The sequence below is a fragment of the Dactylosporangium vinaceum genome (assembly GCF_019904175.1).
Classification (GTDB): domain Bacteria; phylum Actinomycetota; class Actinomycetes; order Mycobacteriales; family Micromonosporaceae; genus Dactylosporangium; species Dactylosporangium vinaceum.
Map to the genome: position 1 here is coordinate 4,735,122 of NZ_CP061913.1, position 21,155 is coordinate 4,756,276.

Below are 21,155 nucleotides of genomic sequence, written 5' to 3' on the forward strand. Positions count from 1 at the left end.
CGAGCAGTAGTGCTCAAAGCAACGGACCCGAGGACGTCAAGACGCTCAGGCTCACGGCGGGTTCGTGGTCGTCGGACCGGGGCAGCTCGTCGGCGCCGTGCGGGGCGGCCGCGACCATGATCTGCCGGCGGCCCGCGGCCTTGGCCTGATACAGCGCGGCGTCGGCCCGGGCGGTCAGCTCGCCGGAGCTCTCCGACCCGTCCCAACGGGCAAGCCCGGCGGAGAAGGTCTGACCCAGCGGCGTGACCTCGAGAGCGCGCTGCAGGATTCGCAGCGCCTCGCCGCTACTCGCGCCCGGCAACAGCACGATGAACTCCTCACCGCCGTACCGTGCCAGGATGTCGACCTGGCGCAGCACGGACCGCCAGGCCTCGGCGGCGTCGGTCAGGAGCCGGTCGCCGGCAGGATGGCCGTAGCGGTCGTTGAACTTCTTGAAGTGGTCGAGGTCGATCATGGCGATGCTGACCGGGACGTCGTCGCGGCGGGCGTTCTCGAGCGCCCGGGGTATCTCGTCGTTCCACGCGCGCCGGTTGGGCAGTCCGGTGAGCTCGTCCTGGCGCGCCAGCGTGCGCACCAGGTCCGCCTGCCGTTGGACTTCCCGCAGCAGTTGCGCCATGCGCAGCACGACGAGCAGGAACAGCACCGTGGAGCCGAGCACGATGGCCGGTCCGTTGATGGGCGTGCCGGCGTACAGCTGGATACCGAGCAGGGCCGGCGCGATCAGCGAGGCGACGGTCAGCGACGTGAGCATCGGGGTGCTCAGCCTTGGGGCCGGTCGGACGGCGGCCCGGTCCAGATCGCGGGCACTCGGGTGCAGTGCGGCGAGGCCGAACAGCGAGTACGCGACCAGGAAGATCATGTCGACGCTCCGGTTCGCGATCTGCACACCGTTGATGTCGATCCCGAGGTTGCCCAGCACCACCCAGGTCGCGTCGCCGACAAAGAACGCGCTGCCCGACCCGATGATCCACCAGAACGCCGAGCCGCGAGCGCCACCCGAACGCACCAGCCGGGTGAGCATGGCCAGCAGCAGCAGGTCACCGATCGGATACGCGATCTGGACCACCGAGCCCAGCAGCCGGGTCTCGTCGCTGAGGACGGCCGGTCCGATCACGTAGACCCAGGCCAGCAGGCCCAACCCGGTGGTGAACGTGCCCGCGTCGACCATGGCTGCCCAGTTGCGGCGGGGCTCACGGCGCTTGATCAACAGGGCGAAGCCCACGGCGCAGGCCGGGTAGAGCAGCAGGAACAGGGGGTCCGCCGGCGTCGGGGGCTCGTCCACGTGCAGGACCTCGGACGAGTAGATCGCCACCGCGATGCCGGAGGTGTTGGCGAACAGGCCGAAAGCGAAGCACCACCACGGCACCCGGGCGCCCCGGGAGAACCGGCGCACGCCGAGCAGGACGGCCGTGACGGCGCCGTAGCCGATGCCGATCTGCCAGGCTCCCTTCCACCACGGTGACTCGGGGATGAGCTGATAGCACCCGATGGCGAGCACGGCCCACATGGCGTACAACTTCCAGCCGCGGCCACCCATGACATCCTCGTTCCCTAGCACGCCGACATCGGTGTCCAGCACACCTCGGGCCGGTGTGACTTACGGGAGTTCGACGGTGGCAATGAGGTCGCGGAGCTGCGGATGGGGCCGGCTCCAGCGCCAGGGCGGCCGGGATGGTGTCGAGCCAGGCCAGGAGCTGGAGCACTATAACGCGGTGGTGGCGAGTTTCTGCTCGAAGTACGACGCCCGGCTCTCGGCCCGAAGCTCCCGCGTGATGCCCAGCGCCTCCTGCCACCGCCGCCGAGCCCGGGCCGGGTGGCCGGCGGCCTCGTCGAGCTCGGCGATGCGGGCGTAGACCTCGGCCTGCGCCAGGCGCGAGGCGGTGTCCTCCGGGTCGAGGGCGGCGCGGCGACGGCGGCTGGACAGGGCCTGGCGGTACAGGGCGCGGGCGGTCGCCGGGTCGCCGCAGTCGCGCAGCCAGTCGCCGAGACGTTCGCGGGACTCGGCCAGGTCGCGGTGCAGCAGGCCGGTGCGGGGGAAGCGGTGGACGAGCGCCTCGGCGATCTCGGTGGACCGTTCGAGGTTGCCGCGGACCTCCTCCGGCCGGGCGGCGGCGGCGAAGTACTCGGCCTGGCGGCGGTAGGCGGTGGCCAGGTCGCGCTGGGCGTCGACGGAGTCGTCGCCGGCGAGGCGCTCGGCGAGGGACACGGCGCTGGAGACGTGGCCGGCGGCGCACCCGAGGTCGCCGGCGCTGGTGTCGAGATCGGCCAGGCGCCAGTATGCCTGGAGGAGTTTGCGCTGGTAGTCGAGGTTCTCCGGGGCGATGTCGGTGAGGCGGTCGGCGATGGTGAAGGCGTCCGTCGTGTACGTGGGCGGGTCGAGGCCGGCCAGGGCGTTGAGCACGTCGAACTGGTTCGCGAGGAGGGTCGGGTTGTCTGCGTCGTCGGTGGCGAGGCGGCGCCAGATCGCCAGGGCCTCCTCCAGGTGCGGGCGGGGGTCGAGGAAGGCCGCGGTGAACAGGCAGAGGGCCAGGTCCCAGGCGAGGGCGCTGTCCGCGTCGGCGGCGGCGAGGCGTCGGCGGATGCGCAGGGCCTCCTCGGCGGCGGTGCGGGCGCTGTCGGGGTCGGAGTCGTCCAGGGCCACGCCGATCAGCTTCTGGTGGCTCAGGCCCAGGTTGCGCTGGAGCTGGACGTCGACCGGGTCCGCCGCGGCGAGTTCGGTGTCGATGGCCAGGGCGCGTTCGTAGGCGCGGCGGGCGTCGGCGAGGCGGCCCAGGCGGTGCAGGAGGCGGCCCTGGTCGTCGAGGGCCGCGCTGAGCTCCAGGCGGTCGCCGGATCGTGCGGCGAGCCTGACGGCCTCCTCGCCCTTCTCGGCGGCCGCGGCGATGCTGCCGACGGCCTCCAGGGCGTCGCGCTCGCGGGCGAGGAATGCGGGGTACGCCTGATGCTTCGCCGGGAGGCGGTCGGTGACCTCGCCGAGGAACGACGCGACAGCGCCCTCGCCGGCGAGCTTGGGCAGCACCGCGGTGGCGAAGTCGGCCAGGGCGTCGCCGTCGAGGTGGTACACGCCCTCGATGACGGTGGCGAACTCCGCCCGGCCCTCGTCCATGATCCACCGGCAGGTGGCGCCCGCGCGGGTGTGGCGCTCGGCGTGGCGGTCGCCCTGGGCCTTGGTGAGCGCCTCGCGCAGCCACGGCTCGACGACCGCGGCGGAGACGTCCGGGGCGCCCGACGTCGAGGTGCCGGACGTGGAGGCGCCCGCGGCGGAGGCGGGCGCCGGGGTGGCGAGGGTGAGGTCGCGCAGCCGGGCCAGGTGCGCCTCCATCGCCGCCGCCGCCTCGGAGGAGCCGTGGACCGCGTACGCCAGATCGGTCGCGCCCACCGGGATGCGGAACACGGCCAGCTGCAGCAGCGCCTCGCGCTCGTCGGGCGTGAGCAGGTCGAGCAGCTCGGTCAGCAGGACGTCCTGCGCGCCCAGCGCCACCGCCTGCCGCGCCACCGAGCCCGGGTCCGACCGCTGGGCCCCACCGCCGACCGCCGCGGTGTCCGCCGGCAATCCGGGCGAAGGCGGCAAATCCGACTCAAGCGCCGCAGGTGGCTCGGCTGGTAGCGGGGCGAGAGGCGACCCGGGTGCCGGCGAAGACGGCGTCAGCTGCAGCAACGTCCGCAGCCGCTGCGTGACCTCCGGCAGCCGCGCGCCGCCGTGCAGCAGCGCATCGACGAACTCGACGAGCCGCGGATGCCCGCCGACGGTCGTCACGATCAGCGACAGGTCCTCAGTGGACAGTTCCCGCAGCGCCGGCATCCGCAGCAGCAGGCGGCTCAGCTCGGCGTCGGTCAGCGGGGGGACGTCGATGCGCAGTAGTGAGCTGACCGACGGTACCGGATAGCGGGTCGTCACCAGGATCTTGCCCCGCTCGGCCGCGCCGGCCAGTGTCGCGAACGCCTCGCCGAAGCCCGGGTCGGCGAACGCGCCGCCGCCGACCGTCAGGTTCTGCTCGAAGTCGTCGAAGACCAGCAGGAGCCGCTCGGTGCGCAGGGTCTTGGCCAGCCGGTCGACGTCGTCGACGAGGAAACCGGCGCCGGTGTGGATGTGGATCGTCCACGGGTCGCCGGTGTCGTCGCGCAGCCGGTGCACGACCCGGCCGGCCAGGGCCGTCTTGCCGATCCCGGCCGGGCCGGTGAGCACGACCCCGTTGACCAGCGGGCCGCCGGCAACCTCGTCGCGCAGCGTCTGCGTGATGATCCGCAGCAGCCCGCGCCGGCCGACCAGGTCGCCGAGCAGGAGCTCACGCACGCCGGTGCCGGTCGGCAGGTCCGTCGGGTTCTGCAGGTGTACCGCGGGCGCGCCGGACTCCCACAGCGGCCCGTCGGACGCGGCGAACAGCGCGGGCACCGCATACTCGGGCCGCACCGGCGGCTGCTTGCCGGCCGTCTCGTCGAACAGCTCGGCCCGCGCCCGCGCGACGGCCGCGGCGACGGACGTGCCGCCCTCGGCGAGGCTGCGGTACACGGCGGTCAGCAGCCGCGTCGCGTACCAGTCGGTGATCGTCGTCTGCATGGCCAGGACCCGGCCGGCGCCGTGGCGCAGCAGCGTGACCGCGAGCCCGGCGTCGGCGTCGGCGGCACCGCCGCAGCTGGACAGCACGATGAGCGGCACCGGCCGGCCGCCGCGGCGCAGGGCGCGCACGAGGTCCTCGGCGCTCACCTCGACCGCGTTGCCGTCGCGGTCCTCGAGCTCGACCCCGTACGGCGATCCGTGGGCCGACAGGTGCAGCGCGTGATAGGCGTCGCGGCGCAGCGCGTCGGCGATCTCGGCCGGGCCCGCCACCTCCAGGATGGTGACCTCGGCCCGCCCGACCCCGCCGACGACCGACACGATCGCCTGCATCTCGGCCTCGACGTCAAGCGGCGGGTTGCTGGTCCGCTCGGGCGCCCCGACGGCGACGAGGATCTTCAGCGGGCCCGGCGTCGCGGTGGGCTCCGGCGCCGGCACGCCGGTGACGGACCGGGTCAGCCGCACCCCGTCGACGGCGACGAGGACCCGCTGGTCGGTGAGGCGCAGCAGCTCGAACGGCAGCTCGTGGGCGGGCCCGTCCGCGTCGACGACCACGTCGAGGGTGGTGCCGGGGACCCCGGCGGTGAGCAGGACCGTCACGTAGTCGAGGGCGTCGGCGTCGAACAGCGCCGCGGACAGCCGCTGCCCGAGCCGGGCCAGCCGGGCCTCCGCGCCGGGCCGGTCGAGCAGGTCCCACACCTCGTCGCGGCCGAACGGCAGCGGCTCGTCGCGCTCGCACAGCACGGCCCCGGCGAGGGTGACGGTGCTGCGGACCCGGCTGCCGGCCACGGCGACGGCGATGCGCAGGTCGTGCCGCGTCGTGCGGGCCGCGTTCCCGGCGCGCAGCCACGCCAGCGTCTCCTCGGGCCCGCCGCCCAGGTGGACCTCCTGCGTCAGCGCGCCGGTCTCGAGCACCACGGTGTCGGCGCCGACGCCGTCGCGCTCCACGAGGCGCGCGTCGAATCCGGCCGCCCGGACCAGAATCCACAGGTCGCGTACGGCGTCGACGTGCGCGGCGTCGCCGGGGGCGTACGCGACGGTGACCAATCCGGGCTCAGCCATGCGGGCCATCATGTCAGGGCCCGCACCCCGCTTTCCCCGCGGCCCGCGGTGTCACGTAGGTGCGCGGCACCGGCCGGCCGTCGTGATCGCCGACGTCCGGGAACGACCCGTCGCCGAACAGGACGCGGCTCGCCAGCGCCCGCCCGCCGGGTCCCCGCAGCGCCGCCACGGCCGCCTCCACGGCACGCGGTGACCGCAGGCCGCCGAACGCCCGCCGCAGCAGCAGCCGTCCCCGGAATCTGCTGCGGAGCATGGCGCCGTCGTACTGCCGCAGCACCGACACGTCCCCCGAGCGCACATAGGCCGTGGTGACCGCCGCGGCCAGCTCCGACAGCCGCAGGCACGGGTCGAGCCCGCCCGCGGTGAGCGGCGACACGGCCCCGGCCGCGTCCCCGACGAGCAGCCCCCGCGGGCAGGCCAGCCGCTGCAGCACACCGCCGACGGGGATCGGCCCGCCGCGCCGCTCGACCTCACCGGCCGGCTCGCCGACGCCGGGCGCGGACGCGGCGAACTCGTCGAGCAGATGGCGCACGCCCCGCCTCATGTGATTCGCGTACCCGGCCACCCCGACGTGCGCGTGCCGGCCGTCCTCGATGACCCACCCGAGGTACCCGGGCGCGATCCGCGGGTCGAGGACACAGTGGAACGTGGGCGGCCCGCCGGAGCCCCGGACCGGGTAGACGACCTCGGCGCCGACGAGGAGCCGCCGGTTCACGTCGAGGCCGAGGTCCCGGGCCACCCGCGAGCGGGCGCCGTCCGCGCCGACGACGAACCGGGCCCGCAGCGCCCCGTACCCGTGCAGGTCCACCACGTCGCCGGCGCCGCCGTCGTAGCGCACGCCGAGGAGCACCGATGCACCGGCCGCCGCCGCGCGTTCGCGGGCGTGGGCGTAGACGCCGGGCATGTCGGCGACCCGGTACTCGTCCCGGTCGCTGGTGAGCCGGATCGGGTGGCGCCGCGACGGCGGATACAGCACGACGTCGCGCACGCCCGGGCCGAGCAGGTGCGCGGGCAGGTCGAAGTCGTCGAGGGTGCGCCGCACGAAGATCCCCGTGGTCCGCACCCCGCTGGTCAGGGACCGCCGCTTGTCGACGACGAGCACGTCCAAGCCCCGGGCCGCGAGGAGCCGGGCCGTGTGCAGCCCGGCCAGCCCGGCCCCCACCACCAACACGTCGACAGTCCGCACACCTGCGACGCTAGGCCCGGCCGGGCGCGGGGGCGCCGCCCTGCACGGAACCTTCGCAGCACCCTCACACGGGCGGCGCGGCCAGCCGCCGGCGGATCTCGTCGGCGGCGGGGTCGCCGAGCTGCTCGTAGAGGTGCAGGGCGCGCCGCCACGCGTCCGCGGCGCCGGGCGGGTCACCGGCGGCCAGGCAGGTGTCGCCGAGCTCGGCGAGCATGCCGGCGTGGGAGGCCCGGTCACCGAAGTCGTGCATGAGCCGGATCGCCTGCCGGTGCGCGCGGGTCGCGGCCTCGTAGTCGCCGCGGCGGTGGTGGATGCCGGCGTTGGTGCTCCACGCGAACGCCTCGCCGTGCCGGTCGCCGGCCCGCTGCAGCAGCGCCTGGGCCCGGTCGCCGAGGCGCAGCGCCCGGTCCAGGTCCCCGGAGTGCACCCAGGCCCAGCTCAGTGCGGTGAGGGTGCGGCCCTGCCAGAGCAGGTCGCCGGCGGCCTCGGCCAGGGCCAGGGTGGCGCCGAACTCGGCCCGGGCGGCGTCGGGCCGCCCGGCCGCGGATGCCAGCATCCCGGCGCTGTAGCGGGCCCTCGCCTCGCCGATGCCGTCGCCGAGCGCGGCGTACAGCCGGACCGACTCGGCCAGGTGCTCGGCCGCCTCCGCGGCCCGCCCGAGGCGGTGCAGGGTGCGGCCGATCTCGCGGTGGGCGCCGGCCCGGCCGGGCACCTCGCCGATGCGCTGCATGACGGCGAGGGCGGCGGTCTGGGCGGCGATGAGCTCGGGGCGGTGGCCGCGCCAGTCGAGGTACGTCGTCATCGTCCACGGCAGCTGCCAGGCGTGGACGTCGAAGCCCTCGTCGGCGGCGAGGCGCACGGCCGCCGTGAGGACCCGGTGGTTGGCCTCGAACCAGGCCAGGGCCCGCACCGGGTCGCCGAGCCGGGGGACGGTGAGCCCGGCGACCGGCGCGGGCGGGTCGAGGGGGCGGCGGCCGGGGTCGATGAGCAGGGCCGCGGCGTGGGCGGTGTGCAGGTGGTGGTCGAGGACCCGGTGCACCGCGGCGCGGCGGTCCTCGCCGGTGTCCTCGGTGTGGCTGCGGCGGATGGCGTACGCCTTCAGCAGATCGTGCAGCGCGTAGCGGCCCGGGACCGGCTCGGCGAGCAGGTTGGCGTGCAGCAGCGCCCGCAGCCGCGACTGGGTCCGGGTCAGCGGCTCCCCGGCGAGGCTGGCCGCGCCGGGCGCGGTGAGGTCCGGGCCCGGGTGCAGGCCGAGGAGGCGGAACAGGCGGGCCGCGGCCGGGCTCAGCGCCCGGTAGGACCAGGAGAACACCGCCTGCACGTCGGTGGCCGGGTCGCCGCCGTCGAGGGCGTCGAGCCGGCCCGCGGCGTCGCGCAGCTGGGCCGCCTGCTCGGCGAGGGACACCCCGGGCCGGGTCGCGACCTGGGCGGCGGCGACGGCGAGGGCGAGCGGCAGCCGGGCGCAGCGGGCGATGATCTCGTCGGCCGCGTCGGGCTCGGCCGCCACCCGGTCCGGCCCGAGCCGCCCGGCCAGCAGGTCGCGGGACTCGGCCGGGCCGAGCAGGTCAAGGGCGAGGGGCCGGGCGCCCGGCGGGGTGAGGCTGGTCCGGCTGGTGATCAGCGTCATCGACCGCCCGGACTCCGGCAGCAGGGGCCGGACCTGCTCGGCGTCGCGGGCGTTGTCGAGCACGACGAGGACCCGCCGGCCGGCGACGCTGCCGCGGAACCGGGCGGCGAGCTCGTCGGGCTCGTCGGGCAGGGTCTCGGGCCCGTTGAGGGCGCCGAGGAAGCCGCGCAGGGCCTCGGCCGGTTCGGTGGCGGCGCCGCCGGGGTCGAAGCCGCGCAAATCGACGTAGAGCTGGCCGTCGGGGTAGCGGCCGGCGGCGGCCTGGGCCCAGTGGACGGCGAGGCTCGTCTTGCCCACGCCGGGCGGGCCGGTGATCGCGGCGACGACCGGGCCGGGCGCGGCGGCGAGCTCGCCGAGGCGGGCCAGCTCGCCGGCCCGGCCGCTGAACCCGCGCACCGCGAGGGGCAGCTGGGCCGGGACCGGGCCGGGCGCCGCGGCCGGGGCGGCGTCCACGTCGAGGGCCGGGTCGCGCCGGCGGATCGCCGCCTCCAGGTCGCGCACCCGCGGCCCCGGGTCGAGGCCGAGGTCGGCGCCGAGGGTCTCGCGCAGCCGCCGGGCCGTGCCCAGGGCCGCGTCCGGGCGGCCGCTGCGGTACTGCGCGAGCATGAGCAGCCCGTGCAGGCGCTCGTCGACCGGATGGTCGGCGGCGAGCCGGCCCAGCCCGGCGACGACCGCCGCGTGCTCGCCCAGCAGCAGCCGGTCCTCGGCCAGGGCGACCTGGGCCCGCAGCCACACGGTGTGCAGCCGCTCGGCGTCCTCGTCGAGGCCCGCGGCCCCGGCCAGGGGCCGGCCGTGCCACAGCGCGACCGCCTCGCGCAGCAGCCGGACCCGCTCGCGGGGGTCGTCGGTGTCGGCGGTGGCCCGGATGAGCCGGTCGGCCCGGGCCGCGTCGGTCGGGTCCCCGCCGCCGGCGACGGTCAGCACGTAGCCGGGCGGCCGGGCCGCGATCGTGCCGGCGTCGCCGAGGGCCCGGCGCAGGTACGACACGTGCTGCTGGAGCGTGTTCTGCGCGGTCGCGGGCGGGTCGGCGCCCCAGACGGCGTCGATGAGCCGGTCGGTGCTCACCACCTCGCCGTGGGCGAGGGCCAGGACGGCGAGGACGGTGGTGCGCCGCTCCCCGGCCACCGTGCGCAGCTCGCCGCCGCCGGCGATCCCGACCGGTCCGAGGAGGCGGATGTGCATGGGTCCCAACCTATCCTTGGTGGCGTGGAGCATCTGACCGGCAGTTCGAGCGACACTGGCCAGGCCGTCGGGCCGCGCGGATCGGCCGGCGGCGGCTTCGGCGTCCCCATCGGCACCAGCGCACCCCGCGCCGCGTTCAGCACCGACGCGCCGCGGCTGAGCCTCAACGGGACCTGGCGGTTCCGGCTCGCGCCGAGTGCCGCCGAGGCGGCCGACGGGTTCTGGGCGCCGGACTTCGACGACTCGGGCTGGGCCGGCCTGCCGGTGCCGTCGAGCTGGCCGATGCACGGGCACGGGCGGCCCGCGTACACCAACGTCGTGTATCCGTTCCCGGTCGACCCGCCGCACGTGCCGACCGACAACCCGACCGGCGACCACCGCCTGGTCTTCGCCGTGCCGGCGTCGTTCGGCGAGGCCGCGAGCCTGCGCTTCGACGGCGTCGACTCCTGCGGGCGGGTGTGGCTCAACGGGGTCGAGCTCGGCGTCACCCAGGGCAGCCGTCTGCCGGCCGAGTTCGACGTGACGGGGGTGCTGCGCCCGGGCGCGGCAAACGTCCTCGCGGTCCGGGTGCACCAGTGGTCGGCCGGCAGCTACCTCGAGGACCAGGACATGTGGTGGCTGCCCGGGATCTTCCGGGACGTCACGCTGCTCGCCCGGCCCGCCGGGGGTGTCGGTGACGTGTTCGTCCACGCCGGCTACGAGCCCGACGGCCACGGCCGGCTGCGGGTCGAGGGCCCGGCGGACGCCCGGGTGAGCCTCCCCGAGCTGGGCCTGGACGGTTTGGCGACCGGGGCCGCGCACGACGCCGGGCCGGTCGAGCCGTGGACGGCCGAGACCCCGCGCCTCTACGACCTGCTCGTCGCCACGGCCACGGAGACGGCGACGCTGCGGATCGGCTTCCGGACCGTCGCGATCACCGGCGGCATCCTCACCGTCAACGGCCGCCGGATCGTGCTGCGCGGCGTCAACCGCCACGAGTTCCACCCCGAGCTGGGCCGGGTCGTGCCCCTCGACGTGGTCCGGGCCGAGCTGGAGCTGATGCGCCGCCACCACGTCAACGCCATCCGCACCAGCCACTACCCGCCCCACCCGGCCGTGCTCGACCTGTGCGACGAGCTCGGCTTCTGGGTCGTCGACGAGTGCGACTACGAGACGCACGGGTTCGAGCCGGTCGGCTGGCGCGGCAATCCCAGCGACGACCCGCGCTTCACCGACGCCTGCGTGGACCGGATGCGGCGCATGGTCGAGCGGGACAAGAACCACCCCTCGGTCATCATGTGGTCGCTCGGCAACGAGGCCGGCGTCGGCGCCAACCTGGGCGCGATGGCCGGCTGGGCCCGCGGCCGGGACCCGGGCCGGCCGCTGCACTACGAGGGCGACCGCAGCTGCGAGCACGTCGACGTCTACAGCCGGATGTACGCGAGCCACGCCGAGGTCGACGCCATCGGCCGGGGTGAGCATCACGTGCCGGACCTGCCGTTCATCCTGTGCGAGTACGCCCACGCGATGGGCAACGGCCCCGGCGGCCTCGCCGAGTACGACGAGCTGTTCGACCGCCACCCCCGCTGCCAGGGCGGGTTCGTCTGGGAGTGGCTCGACCACGGCATCCGCCGGCCGCAGGGCGACTACGCCTACGGCGGCGACTTCGGCGAGCCGCTGCACGACGGCAACTTCGTCATCGACGGCCTGGTCTTCCCCGACCGCACGCCGTCGCCGGGCCTGACCGAGCTCGGCGCCGTCTATGCGCCGGTCCGGCTGGCGGTCGAGCCGGGCGCGGTCACGGTCCGCAACCGCTACGTGTTCCGCTCCCTGGCGGACGTGACGCTGCACTGGGACGTCTCGGCCGACGGTGTCGTGCTGCAGGAGGGGGTACTGCAACCGCCCGCGGTCCCACCGGGGCAGCACGCGGTCGTCGAGGTGCCGCCCGCCCCGGACGCGCCCGCGGACGGCGAGACGTGGCTGACAGTCCGCGCGCTTGACCCGGCGGGCCTGGTGCTCGGCAGCGGCCAGGCCCTCCTGCGCCAGGCCCCCGAGCGCCAGGCCCCCGAGCGCCAGGCCCCCGAGCGCCAGGCCCCCGAGCGCCAGGCCCCCGAGCGCCAGGCGCCCGAGCTCGCGGCATCCGAGCGCCAGGCACCCGAGCGTCAGGCATCCGAGCTCGCGGCGCCCGGGCGGCCCGGGGCGGCGGGCGGAGCGGCGCGGCCCGGCGGCGGTGCCATCCGGCTCGGCGCCGGGCAGTTCGAGCCGGTCCACGGGCGCCTCGTCCGGCTCGGCGACCTGGACCTGCGCGGCCCGGTCCTCGACGTGTGGCGGGCCCCGATCGACAACGACCGCCTCGGCCCCGACCCGGTCGCCGCGCGGTGGCGGGCGGCGGGCCTGCACCGGATGACCCACCGCCTGGTCGGCCTGCAGCTGGACGGCGACGCGCTCGTCGTCGCCACCCGGGTCGCGCCGGCCGCCACCGACCTGGGCCTGCTCACCTGGTACACGTGGCGCCCGGCCGGCGACGGCCTGGAGCTGACGGTGCGGGTCGAGCCCGAGGGGGACTGGGACCTCCCGCTGCCCCGCCTCGGCGTGCACCTGGAGCTGCCGGACGAGCTGGGCGACGTCACCTGGTTCGGGGCCGGGCCGGGCGAGGCGTATCCGGACTCGCGGACCGCGGCCCTCATCGGCCGCTACTCGTCCACTGTGGACGACCTCGCGACGCCGTACGTGTATCCGCAGGAGAACGGCAACCGGGCCGACGCGCGCTGGCTGACCCTGACCGCCGCGGACGGGGCCGGGCTGCGGGTCGAGGGCCGGCCGCGGATCGACTTCACGGCCCGCCGCTGGTCGACCGCCGCCCTGGACGCCGCCCGCCACCGGGCCGACCTCGTCCCCGACGGGCGGGTCCACCTGCACCTGGACCACGCCCACCACGGCCTCGGCAGCGCCGCCTGCGGCCCCGGCGTCCTGCCGGAGTACGCGCTGCGGGCGGCGCCTACGACCTTCGCACTGCGGCTGCGGACGCTCGCCTGATCTCGTGCCCGGCCACCAGCGCGAACCACACCCAGCCGGTGGTCAGAGCCAGGCGTTGCAGCAGGCCCGCGACCTCGACGACGGGGGACTGCTGGGCGAAGCCGGCGACGGCCGTGGCCATCAGGGCGACGAACGCGACAGCCGACAGTGCCGAATACGCGGCCCAGCCGAGCGTGTTGCGGCGGGCGTAGGCGTAGGCCAGGGCCAGCATGGCCACCGCGAGCGCGGCGAACATCGGCAGGGAGAAGGCCAGGTCGTGCAGGCGGCCGTGGATCGTCGCCGCGGCCGGCGTCGCCGGGGTGCCGGGCGGGTAGCCGCTGACCGGGTCGGCGGTGAAGATGCCGGCGCCGAGCAGGCCAACGCCCCAGAGCGCCACCGCGATCGGGACCGCCCTCGCGCCCGGGCCGGGCCGCAGCGCCCGGCGCAGGCCGGCGGCGAACAGCAGGGACAGCACCCCGGCCACGACGAAGTTCACCACCTGGACCCAGCCCGCCGGGCCCAGCGCGAGGGAGCTCACCGGATGGCGGATCGGGTCGTAGCCGGGGTGGAGGGCCGGCTCGATGAGGAAGGTCAGGACGAACAGCGGGCCCGCGACCAGACCCGCGCGCAGCAGGCGGTTCGGGCGCTCCGGTGGGCGGGCCGGCGTCGCGGCGGCCACCAGCGTATCGATCCCCGTCATGTGTCAACCATAGTTGACAAGCGCCGCGCCGTCAACCTTGGTTGACGCGATCACGGCACCAGGAGCGTCCCCGCGTTCTTGAGCCGGCGGACCACCGGCGAGGTCTCGGCGCCGGTGACACCGGGCAGGGAGCCGACCCGGTCGGCCAGGTAGTCGTAGAGGGCGTCCAGGTCACGGCAGATCACGGTGGCCGAGATGTTGGCCGGGCCGGTGATCGCGGCCGCGTAGCCGATCTCCGGGTGGGTGGCGAGCGCGCCCGTCACCGGGGTCAGCGCGGCCGGGGCCACGGTCAGCCACAGCAGTGCCTCCGCGTGGTAGCCGAACAGGGCGGGCTCCACATCGACGTCGAAGTACAACAGCCCGCTCTGCTGCAGTTCATCCAGGCGGCGGCGGACCGTCGTCTCCGACCAGCCGGTGGCCCGGGCCAGGGCCGGGAAGTCGGCGCGCCCGTCGCGGGCCAGGGCGCTCAGCAGGGCGTTGTCGGCCGGAGTCGGCGTCACCGGGCGGGCCGGTGGCCGGGCCGGTGTCAGCGCCGCGATCTCCGCCGGGGCGAGGGCGGACGTGCGGCCCGGCCAGCCGTCGAGGCCGGCGACGCCGCGCAGGACGCAGTACGCGGTGACGGCGGTGACCTTCGGCGAGCGGGGGAGGCGCTGCAGGAGCAGCTCGCCGTCGTCGGCGTGGCGGCGGGTGCGGGTGATGCACGAGATCTCGGTGCCCCCGGACAGGATCAGCACCCAGGACGTGTCCGCGCGCCGGGCCAGCGCGGTGGCCAGGGGGACGGCCGCGTCGGGGGTGCAGCGGATTCGGATCAGCCAGTCGACGTGGCCGATCGCCGCCGCGTGCGGCAGCCCGACCACGCGGACCGCGCCGACCGAGCGCAGGCGGCGGTAGCGGCGCGCGACAGTGCGGTCCGACGCGCCCAGGACCTCGCCGATGCGGCTGAACGGGGCGCGCCCGTCGACCTGCAGGGCGTGGACGATGCGCCGGTCCAGGTCGTCGAGCGTGAGTGGATCCACCGGATCACGGTACCAATGCGACGGAATCCGCCGGAGCGCGGCGAGTAGTCGTCGGTGCGTCCGAGCGGCCGCACGCTGACGGCATGCGCAAATGGCTTCCCCTGCTCGCGGTCTCGCTGAGCACCCTGATGCTGCTCATCGACATCACGATCGTCAGCATCGCCGCCCCGGCCCTGGCCCGGGACCTGCACGCGTCGTTCGCCGCGCTGCAGTGGACCGTCGACCTCTACGTGCTCGTCCTCGCCGCGCTGCTCATGGCGGCCGGCTCGCTCGCCGACCGGATCGGGCACCGCCGGGTGTTCGTGGCCGGGCTCGTCGTGTTCGCGGCCGCCTCCCTCGCGTGCGGGCTCGCCCCCGGCACCGGCTCGCTCATCGCCGCCCGCGGCGTGCAGGGCCTCGGCGCGGCCGCGATGTACGCCACCAACGCCGCGCTGCTCGGCCTCACCTACTCCGGCCGGGACCGCTCGGTCGCGTTCGGGATCTGGGGCGCGGCCAACGGCGCCGCCGCCGCGGCCGGGCCGATCCTCGGCGGCCTGCTCACCGAGCACATCGGCTGGCGGGCGATCTTCCTGGTCAACCTGCCCGTGGCGGCCGCCGCGCTGCTGCTGGCCCGGCACGTCACCGGCCACACCCGGCCGCGCGGCGCCGGGCGCCCCGACCGGCCCGGCGTCGTGAGCTTCACCGCCGCCGCGAGCCTGCTGGTCTACGGCCTCATCCGGGCCGGCGACGCCGGCTGGAGCGACCGGCTCACCGTCGCCGCGCTCGTCCTGGGCGGCCTGGCGGCGCTCGGGTTCGTGGCCGTGGAGCTGCGCCGGCGTGAGCCGATGCTCGACCTGCGGCTGTTTCGCTCAAGCGCCTTCTCCGTGCTGATGCTCGCAGCGGCCGCGCTCACCGCGTCGGCGTTCGCCGGGCTGGTGTTCGTGTCCGTGTGGGCCCAGACGGTCCTGCGCCTCGACGCCATGGACGCCGGGCTGGTCCTCGCGCCGATGGCCGTCGTCGCGTTCGTCGTGGCCGGGGCCGGCGGGCGGCTGCTGCACGGCGTGCCGGCGCGCCTGAGCATCGGCGGCGGCCTGCTGCTCATCGGCGCCGGAGACGCCCTCGGCCTGCTCATCGGCCCGGGGTCGGGCTGGCCGGCGGTGGTGCCGGCCCTGGTGGTCGTGGGCGTCGGCGTCGGCCTGAGCACGCCCGTCATCGCCTCCGCCACCCTGGCAGTGGTACCGCCGGCGCGTGCGGGCATGGCCAACGGCGCGTCGAACACGTTCCGGCAGCTGGGCTACGCGCTCGCCCTGCCCGTCTTCGCCACGGTCCTGGCCGGCGCCTCCGGTGACGTCCTGGGCGGCGGCGCGTCGCCGGCCGCGTTCGCCGACGGCCTCGACCGCATCTTCGCCGTCAGCGCCGCCATCGCCTTCGTCGGCGGGTTTGCCGTGCTCACGCTGCTGCGTACCACCACGGTCGTACGGGAAAGTGACGACCGTGGGCTGACGACGGCGGACCCGCGAACGGCAACGATCGACGCATGACCCCATACCGGTTCGTCACCCCGGTCGCCCGGCGATCCGCCACCGGATCGGTGGCCGCGGTGTATGCCGCCTCCGCCCGTGAGCTCGGCGCGCGCTTCGCGCCGCACCTCACCCCCGCACCCGACCTGCACGCCGCGCTGTGGACGCTGCTGCGCGAGTCGCTGCTGGCCGGGACCGTCCCCCGGGCCCGCAAGGAGGCGGTCGCCGCGGCGGTCGCGGTGGCGAACCGGTGCCCGTTCTGCATCGACGCCCACGCCGCCATGCTGCACGCCACCGGCGAGCACGACCTCGCCGCGGCCGTCCTGCGCGGCGAGACACCGGACCCGGTGGTGGCGTGGGCCCGCTCGACCCGGTCGGCCGAGCCGGACCCGTGGCCGTTCCCGGCGCACGAGGCCCCCGAATACGTCGGGACCGCCCTCGCCAACCACTTCATCAACCGCATGGTCGACGCGCTGCGACCCGGGTCGCCGCTGCCCGGCGGGGCCTTGCGGGCGCCGGCGCGGCGGGCCGCCGGGCTCGCCCTGACCCGGACGGTGCGGCGGCCGGTGACCGCGGGGCCGGCGCCGATCGCGGCGGCGTGGGACGAGTTCGCGCGGATCGCGCAGCGGGGCGCGGACCTGCTCGGGGACACCGCCCGGGCGGTCCTGCACCAGGTGGTCGGCGGCTGGCGGGGCGAGCACCCGCCGCTCGGTGGCTGGCCCGCCGACGTCCTGGCCGCGGTGCCCGAGCAGGAGCGGCCGGGGGCGCGGCTGGCGGTGCTCGCCGCGCTCGCGCCCTACCGGCTGACCGATTCCGCGGTGGCCGCCTGGCGCAGCACCGTGGGGCCGCGCGGCGACGAGGAACTGGTCCGGGTGCTCGCCTACGGGGCGTTCACGGCGGTGGCGCACCTGGCCGGCAAACAGGGGCCGGAGTGGATGCGCGGCTGTGCGAGACTGGCCCCATGGCAGACGAGATCGTCGATGTCGTGATCCGGCCCGACGGCAAGGTCGAGATGCACGTCACCGGGGTCGACGGGACGGCCTGCGTCGAGCGCACCGACCAGCTCGTCGGGCTGCTCGGCGGCGAGGTCGAGTCCCAGGAGCTCACCGCCGACGCCTATGTGCAGACCGAGGCCGACACGACTGTCGACGAGCAGAACCGGCTGTGGCATTGACCGCATCGCTGCTGATCCACGCGGTCGTCGCGCGCAGCCGGGCCAACGGGCCGGGCGAGCGGATGACGGTGTGGGTGCAGGGCTGCTCCCTCGGCTGCGCCGGCTGCTTCAACCCCGGCACCCACGCCGCCGGGACCGCGCGCCGCACTGTCGCGCAGCTGCTGGCCGTCGCCGCGGCCGAGCCGATCGAGGGCGTCACGCTCACCGGCGGGGAGCCCCTCGAACAGCCGGACGGCGTGGCCGCCCTCGGCGCCGGGCTGCGCCGGGCCGGGCTCGGGCTGATCATCCTCACCGGCTACTCGCGGCGGGAGATCGAAGCCGCACCGGCCCGGCTGCGCGCCGTCGCCGACGCCGACCTGGTCGTGGCCGGGCGCTACCAGCGCAAGGCGCACCTCGGCGGGGCACTGCGCGGATCGGCGAACAAGACGTACTGGTGGCGGACGGAGCGGTACCGGCACAGCGACCTGGACGGCGTCCCCGACCTCGAGGTGATCGTCGGGGCCGACGGGACCATGACGATCACCGGCATGACGGCGCCGACGATCGGCTGAACGGACAACGGGGAGGAACGGCACGTGGCTGGCGTCGGCGACGAGATCCGGCTGTACCTGCGCGCCCGCGTCGCGCTCATCGTGCTCGTCACGATCGAGGAGCAGCGGGCCGTCGAGATCCTCGACGACGTCCGGCGTGAGCGCGACCCGAACGCCGACCTCGTCGTGTGGGACATCGCCGAGCACTTCACCTCCGCCGCCCGGCCGCCCGCCGGCCACCGGCCGCTGCCCGAGACCGGCGACCCCGGCACCGCCCTCGACAAGATCAAAGAACTGGCGGCCAAGAGCCCCGACCGGCGCGACCTCTACGTGCTCAAGGACTTCCACGAGTTCTGGGCCCGCGACCCGCGCATCCGGCGCAAGCTCAAGACCCTAGCCCAACAGCTCGTCTACACCGGCGCGTCCCTCATCGTCATCGCGCCCACCCGCACCGTCCCCGTCGAGCTGCGCAACGACGCCGTCGTCGTCGAGCTGCCACTGCCCACCGCGCCGCAGCTGCGCGCCGAGCTCGATGCGCTGATCGACAGCACCGCCGGCGTGCGGACCCAGCTCGGCGAGCCCGGCCGGGCCAAGCTCGCCCAGGCCGCCCTGGGCCTGACGGTCGCGCAGGCCAAGCGGGCGTTCGCCAAGGCCATCGTCCGCGACGGCGCCCTCGACGACCGGGGACTCGACACGGTCCTGCAGGAGAAGAAGGCCGTCGTGCGGGAGAGCGGCGCCCTCGAGTTCCACCCCGTCGAGGAGAGCCCCGACGACGTCGGCGGCCTCGACGCGCTCAAACGCTGGCTCACGCTGCGGGAGCGGGCGTTCTCGGCCGAGGCGACGACCTACGGGCTGCCCGCCCCCAAGGGGCTCGCGCTCATCGGCATCCCCGGCACCGGCAAGAGCCTCACCGCGAAGATGATCGGCGGGCTGTGGCGGCTGCCGCTGCTGCGCCTCGACGTCGGCGCCCTGTTCGGCTCCCTCGTCGGCGAGTCCGAGGAGCGGGTGCGCCTGGCGATCCAGCTCGCCGAGACCGTCGCACCGTGCGTGCTGTGGATCGACGAGATCGAGAAGGCCCTCGCCGCGGGCGGCCTCGACGGCGGCACCTCCCAGCGGGTCTTCGGCACCATCCTCACCTGGATGCAGGAGAAGACCGCGCCCGTGTTCGTCGTGGCCACCGCCAACGACGTCGCCGCGATGCCACCCGAGACGCTGCGCCGCGGCCGGTTCGACGAGGTGTTCTTCCTCGACCTGCCGACCGAGCGGGAACGGCGCGAGATCATCGCCGTCCACCTGCGCAAGCGCCGCCGCGACCCCGAGGCGTTCGACGTGCACCACCTCGCCCAGATCTCCGACGGGTTCGTCGGCGCCGAGCTGGAGCAGTCCGTCATCGATGCCATGTACCACGCGTTCGCCGAGGACCGCGACGTGCGCACCGCCGACCTCACCGAGGCCCTGCTGCGCACCGTCCCGCTGAGCCGCTCCCAGCGCGAAGTCATCGAGCACCTGCGCGCCTGGCTGCGCCAGGGCCGGGCCCAGCCCGCCTCCACCGCCCCCGACCGCCGCGACCAGAGCGGCCGCGGCCCCGGCCTCGAACTGGACCTCGACCTGGACCGGCCGGGCGACGGGCCCCGGGACCCGAACCGGCCGGGCGACGGACTCCGGGACCCGGACGGCTGGGGCGGTGAGCTGCACTGAACCGGGTCCGGGTCGCGTGGCTGGCCGCCCGGCTGCCGAAGAGGTACGCCGAGCGGCCCTGGACGCCGCTGTTCGACGGCCTGCGGGCCGGTGACCCCGGCGCCGCCGCGGTCGCCCGCCGGGCCCTGCACCGGCGGGGCCGCGCCGAGGACCCCGAGCTGCTCGCCGCGCTCGGGCCCGTCCTGCTCGCCGTGGCCGACCCTGACCCGCAGCTGTGGAGCCTGGTCTCCGGCTCCGTCCTGGACGACCCGGCCCGGGCCGAGGAGGCGGCCGGGCGCGACGACGGGCACCCCGCGGTCGAGCCCGCCCGCCGGCGGGTCCTCGCGGCCGGCGACCCGGCCGCCGTCGAGCGGCTCTGCCTGCTGGCGACCGAGCGGCCCGGCCTGGCCGCCTGGTGCGACGAGCACGCGCTGCGCCCGCAGCGCGACACCGTCTACGCCGCCTACCTGCTGCTGCGCGGCGACCTGCCCCGCTACGAGGCCCTCGACCCGGCCGGGCACCTGCTCCGCGGCGCCTTCGCCGACGTCAGCCCCGCCGTCCGGCGCCGGCTCATCGCCGCGATGTCCGCCGCCCACCTCGACGCGGCCACCGTCGCCACCGGCCCCGACCGGGCCGCCGCCGCCCGGCTGCTCTGGGAGATGCCCGTCACCGAGGCCGTGGCCGCGGTCCGGTCGTTCGGGGACTGGCGGCCGCCCGGCCCGGCCGCGGCCGCGGTGTTCGACCGGCTCGCCGCGGCCGACCCGGACGTCATGGCCCGGGCCGCCGCCGAGGTGCCCGCCCTGCCCGCCGGCTTCGCAGAGCTGGCCCTGTCGGGCGACGGGACCCGGCTCGCCGGGCTGCAGTACGGGCCGCGCAAGGGCGTGTTCGAGCCGGCCATCACCGAGTGGGACATCGACACCGGGCGGGCGCTGAGCCACTACGCGGTGCCCTACGACCCCGACGATCCCGGACGGGCCCGGCCGGGGCGCCGCCGGGACGGGCCGCGGCTGCTCGTCCACGCCGGCGACACCATCATCGCCGTGGACCCGCACGGCATCGGCGGCTACGCCGGCGGCCATCGCCGGACCCTCGACCCGCGCGGCGACTACCGGTCCGTGGCCCGGCTCGGCGACGGGTTCGCCGCCCTGCGCAGCGACGGCCTGGTCGTGCTCGGCACCGCCACCCGCATCACGGCCCGGCACCGGCAGCGCGGCGGGCACTTCGTCCGCCTGGCCGCGGCGCCCGACGGTGCACACCTGGCCATCCTCGCCCACGAACAGCTGATCGTCCTCGACGGGCACGGCCGGGAGGTCCAGCACCGCGGCCCGGCCGACCTGGCCCCACCCGAGCTCGTCGGCGTCGGGCTCATGGGCGTCGCGTTCCACGCCGCGGACGGGCTCGCCGTGCTGCTGTCGGCCGCCACCCGCGAACGGCCGCCGGAACGGCTCCCCGCCGTCATCGTCTGGCTGCGCCTCACCGCCGGTCGGCTGCACCGCGAAGGCGTCAGCCGGCACCGCGGGATGGACATCGACGTCCTCGACGGGACCGGCCTGCTGGCCCTGCACAGCCGCAACCGCCGGGTCGTCGGCGTCGTCGACCCGCGCCGGCCGGCGGCCCCGCCGCCGCACGCCGAGCACCTCGCCGGCGCCCGGGTGACAGCCGCCGCCGGCCGGGTCGCCGCCGACCGCGCCGGCGCCCTGACCGTCCGGCCGACGCCCGGCCCGCACCTGCTCAACCGGCCGATGCGCGACGTCGGCCCCGGCGACGTCACCCGCCTTGCGGCCGCCGTCACCGCCGGTGCCGGCACCCCGGCCGTGCGGGCCGCGATGGCGCTGCTGCACGCCTGCACCCTGGCCCGCCTCGACACGGAGATCAGCCTCGGCGACCTCGGCGTCCGGCCGGGTGACGAGGACATCGCACTCGGGGGCGCCCATGCACCGGCCTGAGCGGCGC

13 protein-coding genes are annotated in these 21,155 nt (G+C 76.1%); 7 read left to right on the forward strand and 6 right to left on the reverse strand.

Features of this window, described 5'->3' with window-relative positions; genetic code table 11:
* Positions 1–13: 13 nt before the first annotated feature.
* The 4 genes from Dvina_RS21110 to Dvina_RS21125 all read right to left on the reverse strand — a co-directional run bounded on the left by Dvina_RS21110 (position 14) and on the right by Dvina_RS21125 (position 9,612).
* Positions 14–1,537 (reverse strand): GGDEF domain-containing protein, encoded by a 1,524-nt coding sequence (locus Dvina_RS21110; protein WP_246656349.1) that lies wholly within the window; start codon positions 1,535–1,537, stop codon positions 14–16.
* Positions 1,538–1,702: 165 nt separating this feature from the next.
* A complete protein-coding gene (locus tag Dvina_RS21115) occupies positions 1,703–5,617 on the reverse strand; it encodes a CHAT domain-containing protein (protein WP_223104183.1) in 3,915 nt (1,304 codons plus the stop codon).
* A 13-nt stretch (positions 5,618–5,630) separates the two neighbouring features.
* The gene (locus Dvina_RS21120; protein WP_223104184.1) at positions 5,631–6,803 is read right to left on the reverse strand and encodes an FAD-dependent oxidoreductase; all 1,173 of its coding nucleotides are present in this window, start codon (positions 6,801–6,803) and stop codon (positions 5,631–5,633) included.
* Between the two features lie 64 nt (positions 6,804–6,867).
* Positions 6,868–9,612, reverse strand: a complete 2,745-nt coding sequence (locus Dvina_RS21125; RefSeq protein ID WP_223104185.1) for an AfsR/SARP family transcriptional regulator — start codon at positions 9,610–9,612, stop codon at positions 6,868–6,870.
* A 24-nt stretch (positions 9,613–9,636) separates the two neighbouring features.
* Between Dvina_RS21125 and Dvina_RS21130 the strand changes: the two genes are divergently transcribed.
* On the forward strand, positions 9,637–12,627 hold the full coding sequence (locus tag Dvina_RS21130; RefSeq protein ID WP_246656350.1) for a glycoside hydrolase family 2 TIM barrel-domain containing protein: 2,991 nt from the start codon (positions 9,637–9,639) through the stop codon (positions 12,625–12,627).
* On the opposite strand, the gene Dvina_RS21135 is transcribed toward Dvina_RS21130, so the two are convergent.
* Complete coding sequence (locus Dvina_RS21135; protein ID WP_223104187.1) at positions 12,590–13,306, reverse strand: DUF998 domain-containing protein; 717 nt, start codon at positions 13,304–13,306, stop codon at positions 12,590–12,592. The two genes, Dvina_RS21130 and Dvina_RS21135, sit on opposite strands and share 38 nt — an antisense overlap.
* A 50-nt stretch (positions 13,307–13,356) precedes the next feature.
* On the reverse strand, positions 13,357–14,322 hold the full coding sequence (locus Dvina_RS21140) for an Lrp/AsnC family transcriptional regulator (RefSeq protein ID WP_223104188.1): 966 nt from the start codon (positions 14,320–14,322) through the stop codon (positions 13,357–13,359).
* Between the two features lie 83 nt (positions 14,323–14,405).
* On the opposite strand from Dvina_RS21140, the gene Dvina_RS21145 reads away from it, so the two are divergent.
* From Dvina_RS21145 to Dvina_RS21170, 6 genes are all read left to right on the forward strand, one after another.
* Positions 14,406–15,842 (forward strand): MFS transporter, encoded by a 1,437-nt coding sequence (locus Dvina_RS21145; protein WP_223104189.1) that lies wholly within the window; start codon positions 14,406–14,408, stop codon positions 15,840–15,842.
* A complete protein-coding gene (locus Dvina_RS21150; RefSeq protein WP_223104190.1) occupies positions 15,839–16,810 on the forward strand; it encodes a carboxymuconolactone decarboxylase family protein in 972 nt (323 codons plus the stop codon). Before Dvina_RS21145 ends, Dvina_RS21150 begins: the two co-directional genes overlap by 4 nt.
* The gene (locus Dvina_RS21155; RefSeq protein ID WP_223104191.1) at positions 16,783–16,995 is read left to right on the forward strand and encodes a DUF2997 domain-containing protein; all 213 of its coding nucleotides are present in this window, start codon (positions 16,783–16,785) and stop codon (positions 16,993–16,995) included. The genes Dvina_RS21150 and Dvina_RS21155 overlap by 28 nt, the downstream gene beginning before the upstream one ends.
* Positions 16,986–17,546 (forward strand): 4Fe-4S cluster-binding domain-containing protein, encoded by a 561-nt coding sequence (locus tag Dvina_RS21160; protein WP_223104192.1) that lies wholly within the window; start codon positions 16,986–16,988, stop codon positions 17,544–17,546. The genes Dvina_RS21155 and Dvina_RS21160 overlap by 10 nt, the downstream gene beginning before the upstream one ends.
* Before the next feature lie 24 nt (positions 17,547–17,570).
* Positions 17,571–19,223 (forward strand): AAA family ATPase, encoded by a 1,653-nt coding sequence (locus Dvina_RS55230; RefSeq protein WP_223104193.1) that lies wholly within the window; start codon positions 17,571–17,573, stop codon positions 19,221–19,223.
* 191 nt (positions 19,224–19,414) lie between these two features.
* Positions 19,415–21,148, forward strand: a complete 1,734-nt coding sequence (locus Dvina_RS21170; RefSeq protein ID WP_223104194.1) for a hypothetical protein — start codon at positions 19,415–19,417, stop codon at positions 21,146–21,148.
* The last annotated feature ends 7 nt before the right edge of the window (positions 21,149–21,155 follow it).

Bases quoted from the DNA above. Each gene is read 5' to 3' on its own strand.
- Dvina_RS21150 (WP_223104190.1), top strand. From the start codon at position 15,839: ATGACCCCATACCGGTTCGTCACCCCGGTCGCCCGGCGATCCGCCACC.
- Dvina_RS21145 (WP_223104189.1), top strand. From the start codon at position 14,406: ATGCGCAAATGGCTTCCCCTGCTCGCGGTCTCGCTGAGCACCCTGATG.
- Dvina_RS21110 (WP_246656349.1), bottom strand. From the start codon at position 1,537: ATGGGTGGCCGCGGCTGGAAGTTGTACGCCATGTGGGCCGTGCTCGCC.
- Dvina_RS21155 (WP_223104191.1), top strand. From the start codon at position 16,783: ATGGCAGACGAGATCGTCGATGTCGTGATCCGGCCCGACGGCAAGGTC.
- Dvina_RS21125 (WP_223104185.1), bottom strand. From the start codon at position 9,612: ATGCACATCCGCCTCCTCGGACCGGTCGGGATCGCCGGCGGCGGCGAG.
- Dvina_RS21115 (WP_223104183.1), bottom strand. From the start codon at position 5,617: ATGGCTGAGCCCGGATTGGTCACCGTCGCGTACGCCCCCGGCGACGCC.
- Dvina_RS21135 (WP_223104187.1), bottom strand. From the start codon at position 13,306: ATGACGGGGATCGATACGCTGGTGGCCGCCGCGACGCCGGCCCGCCCA.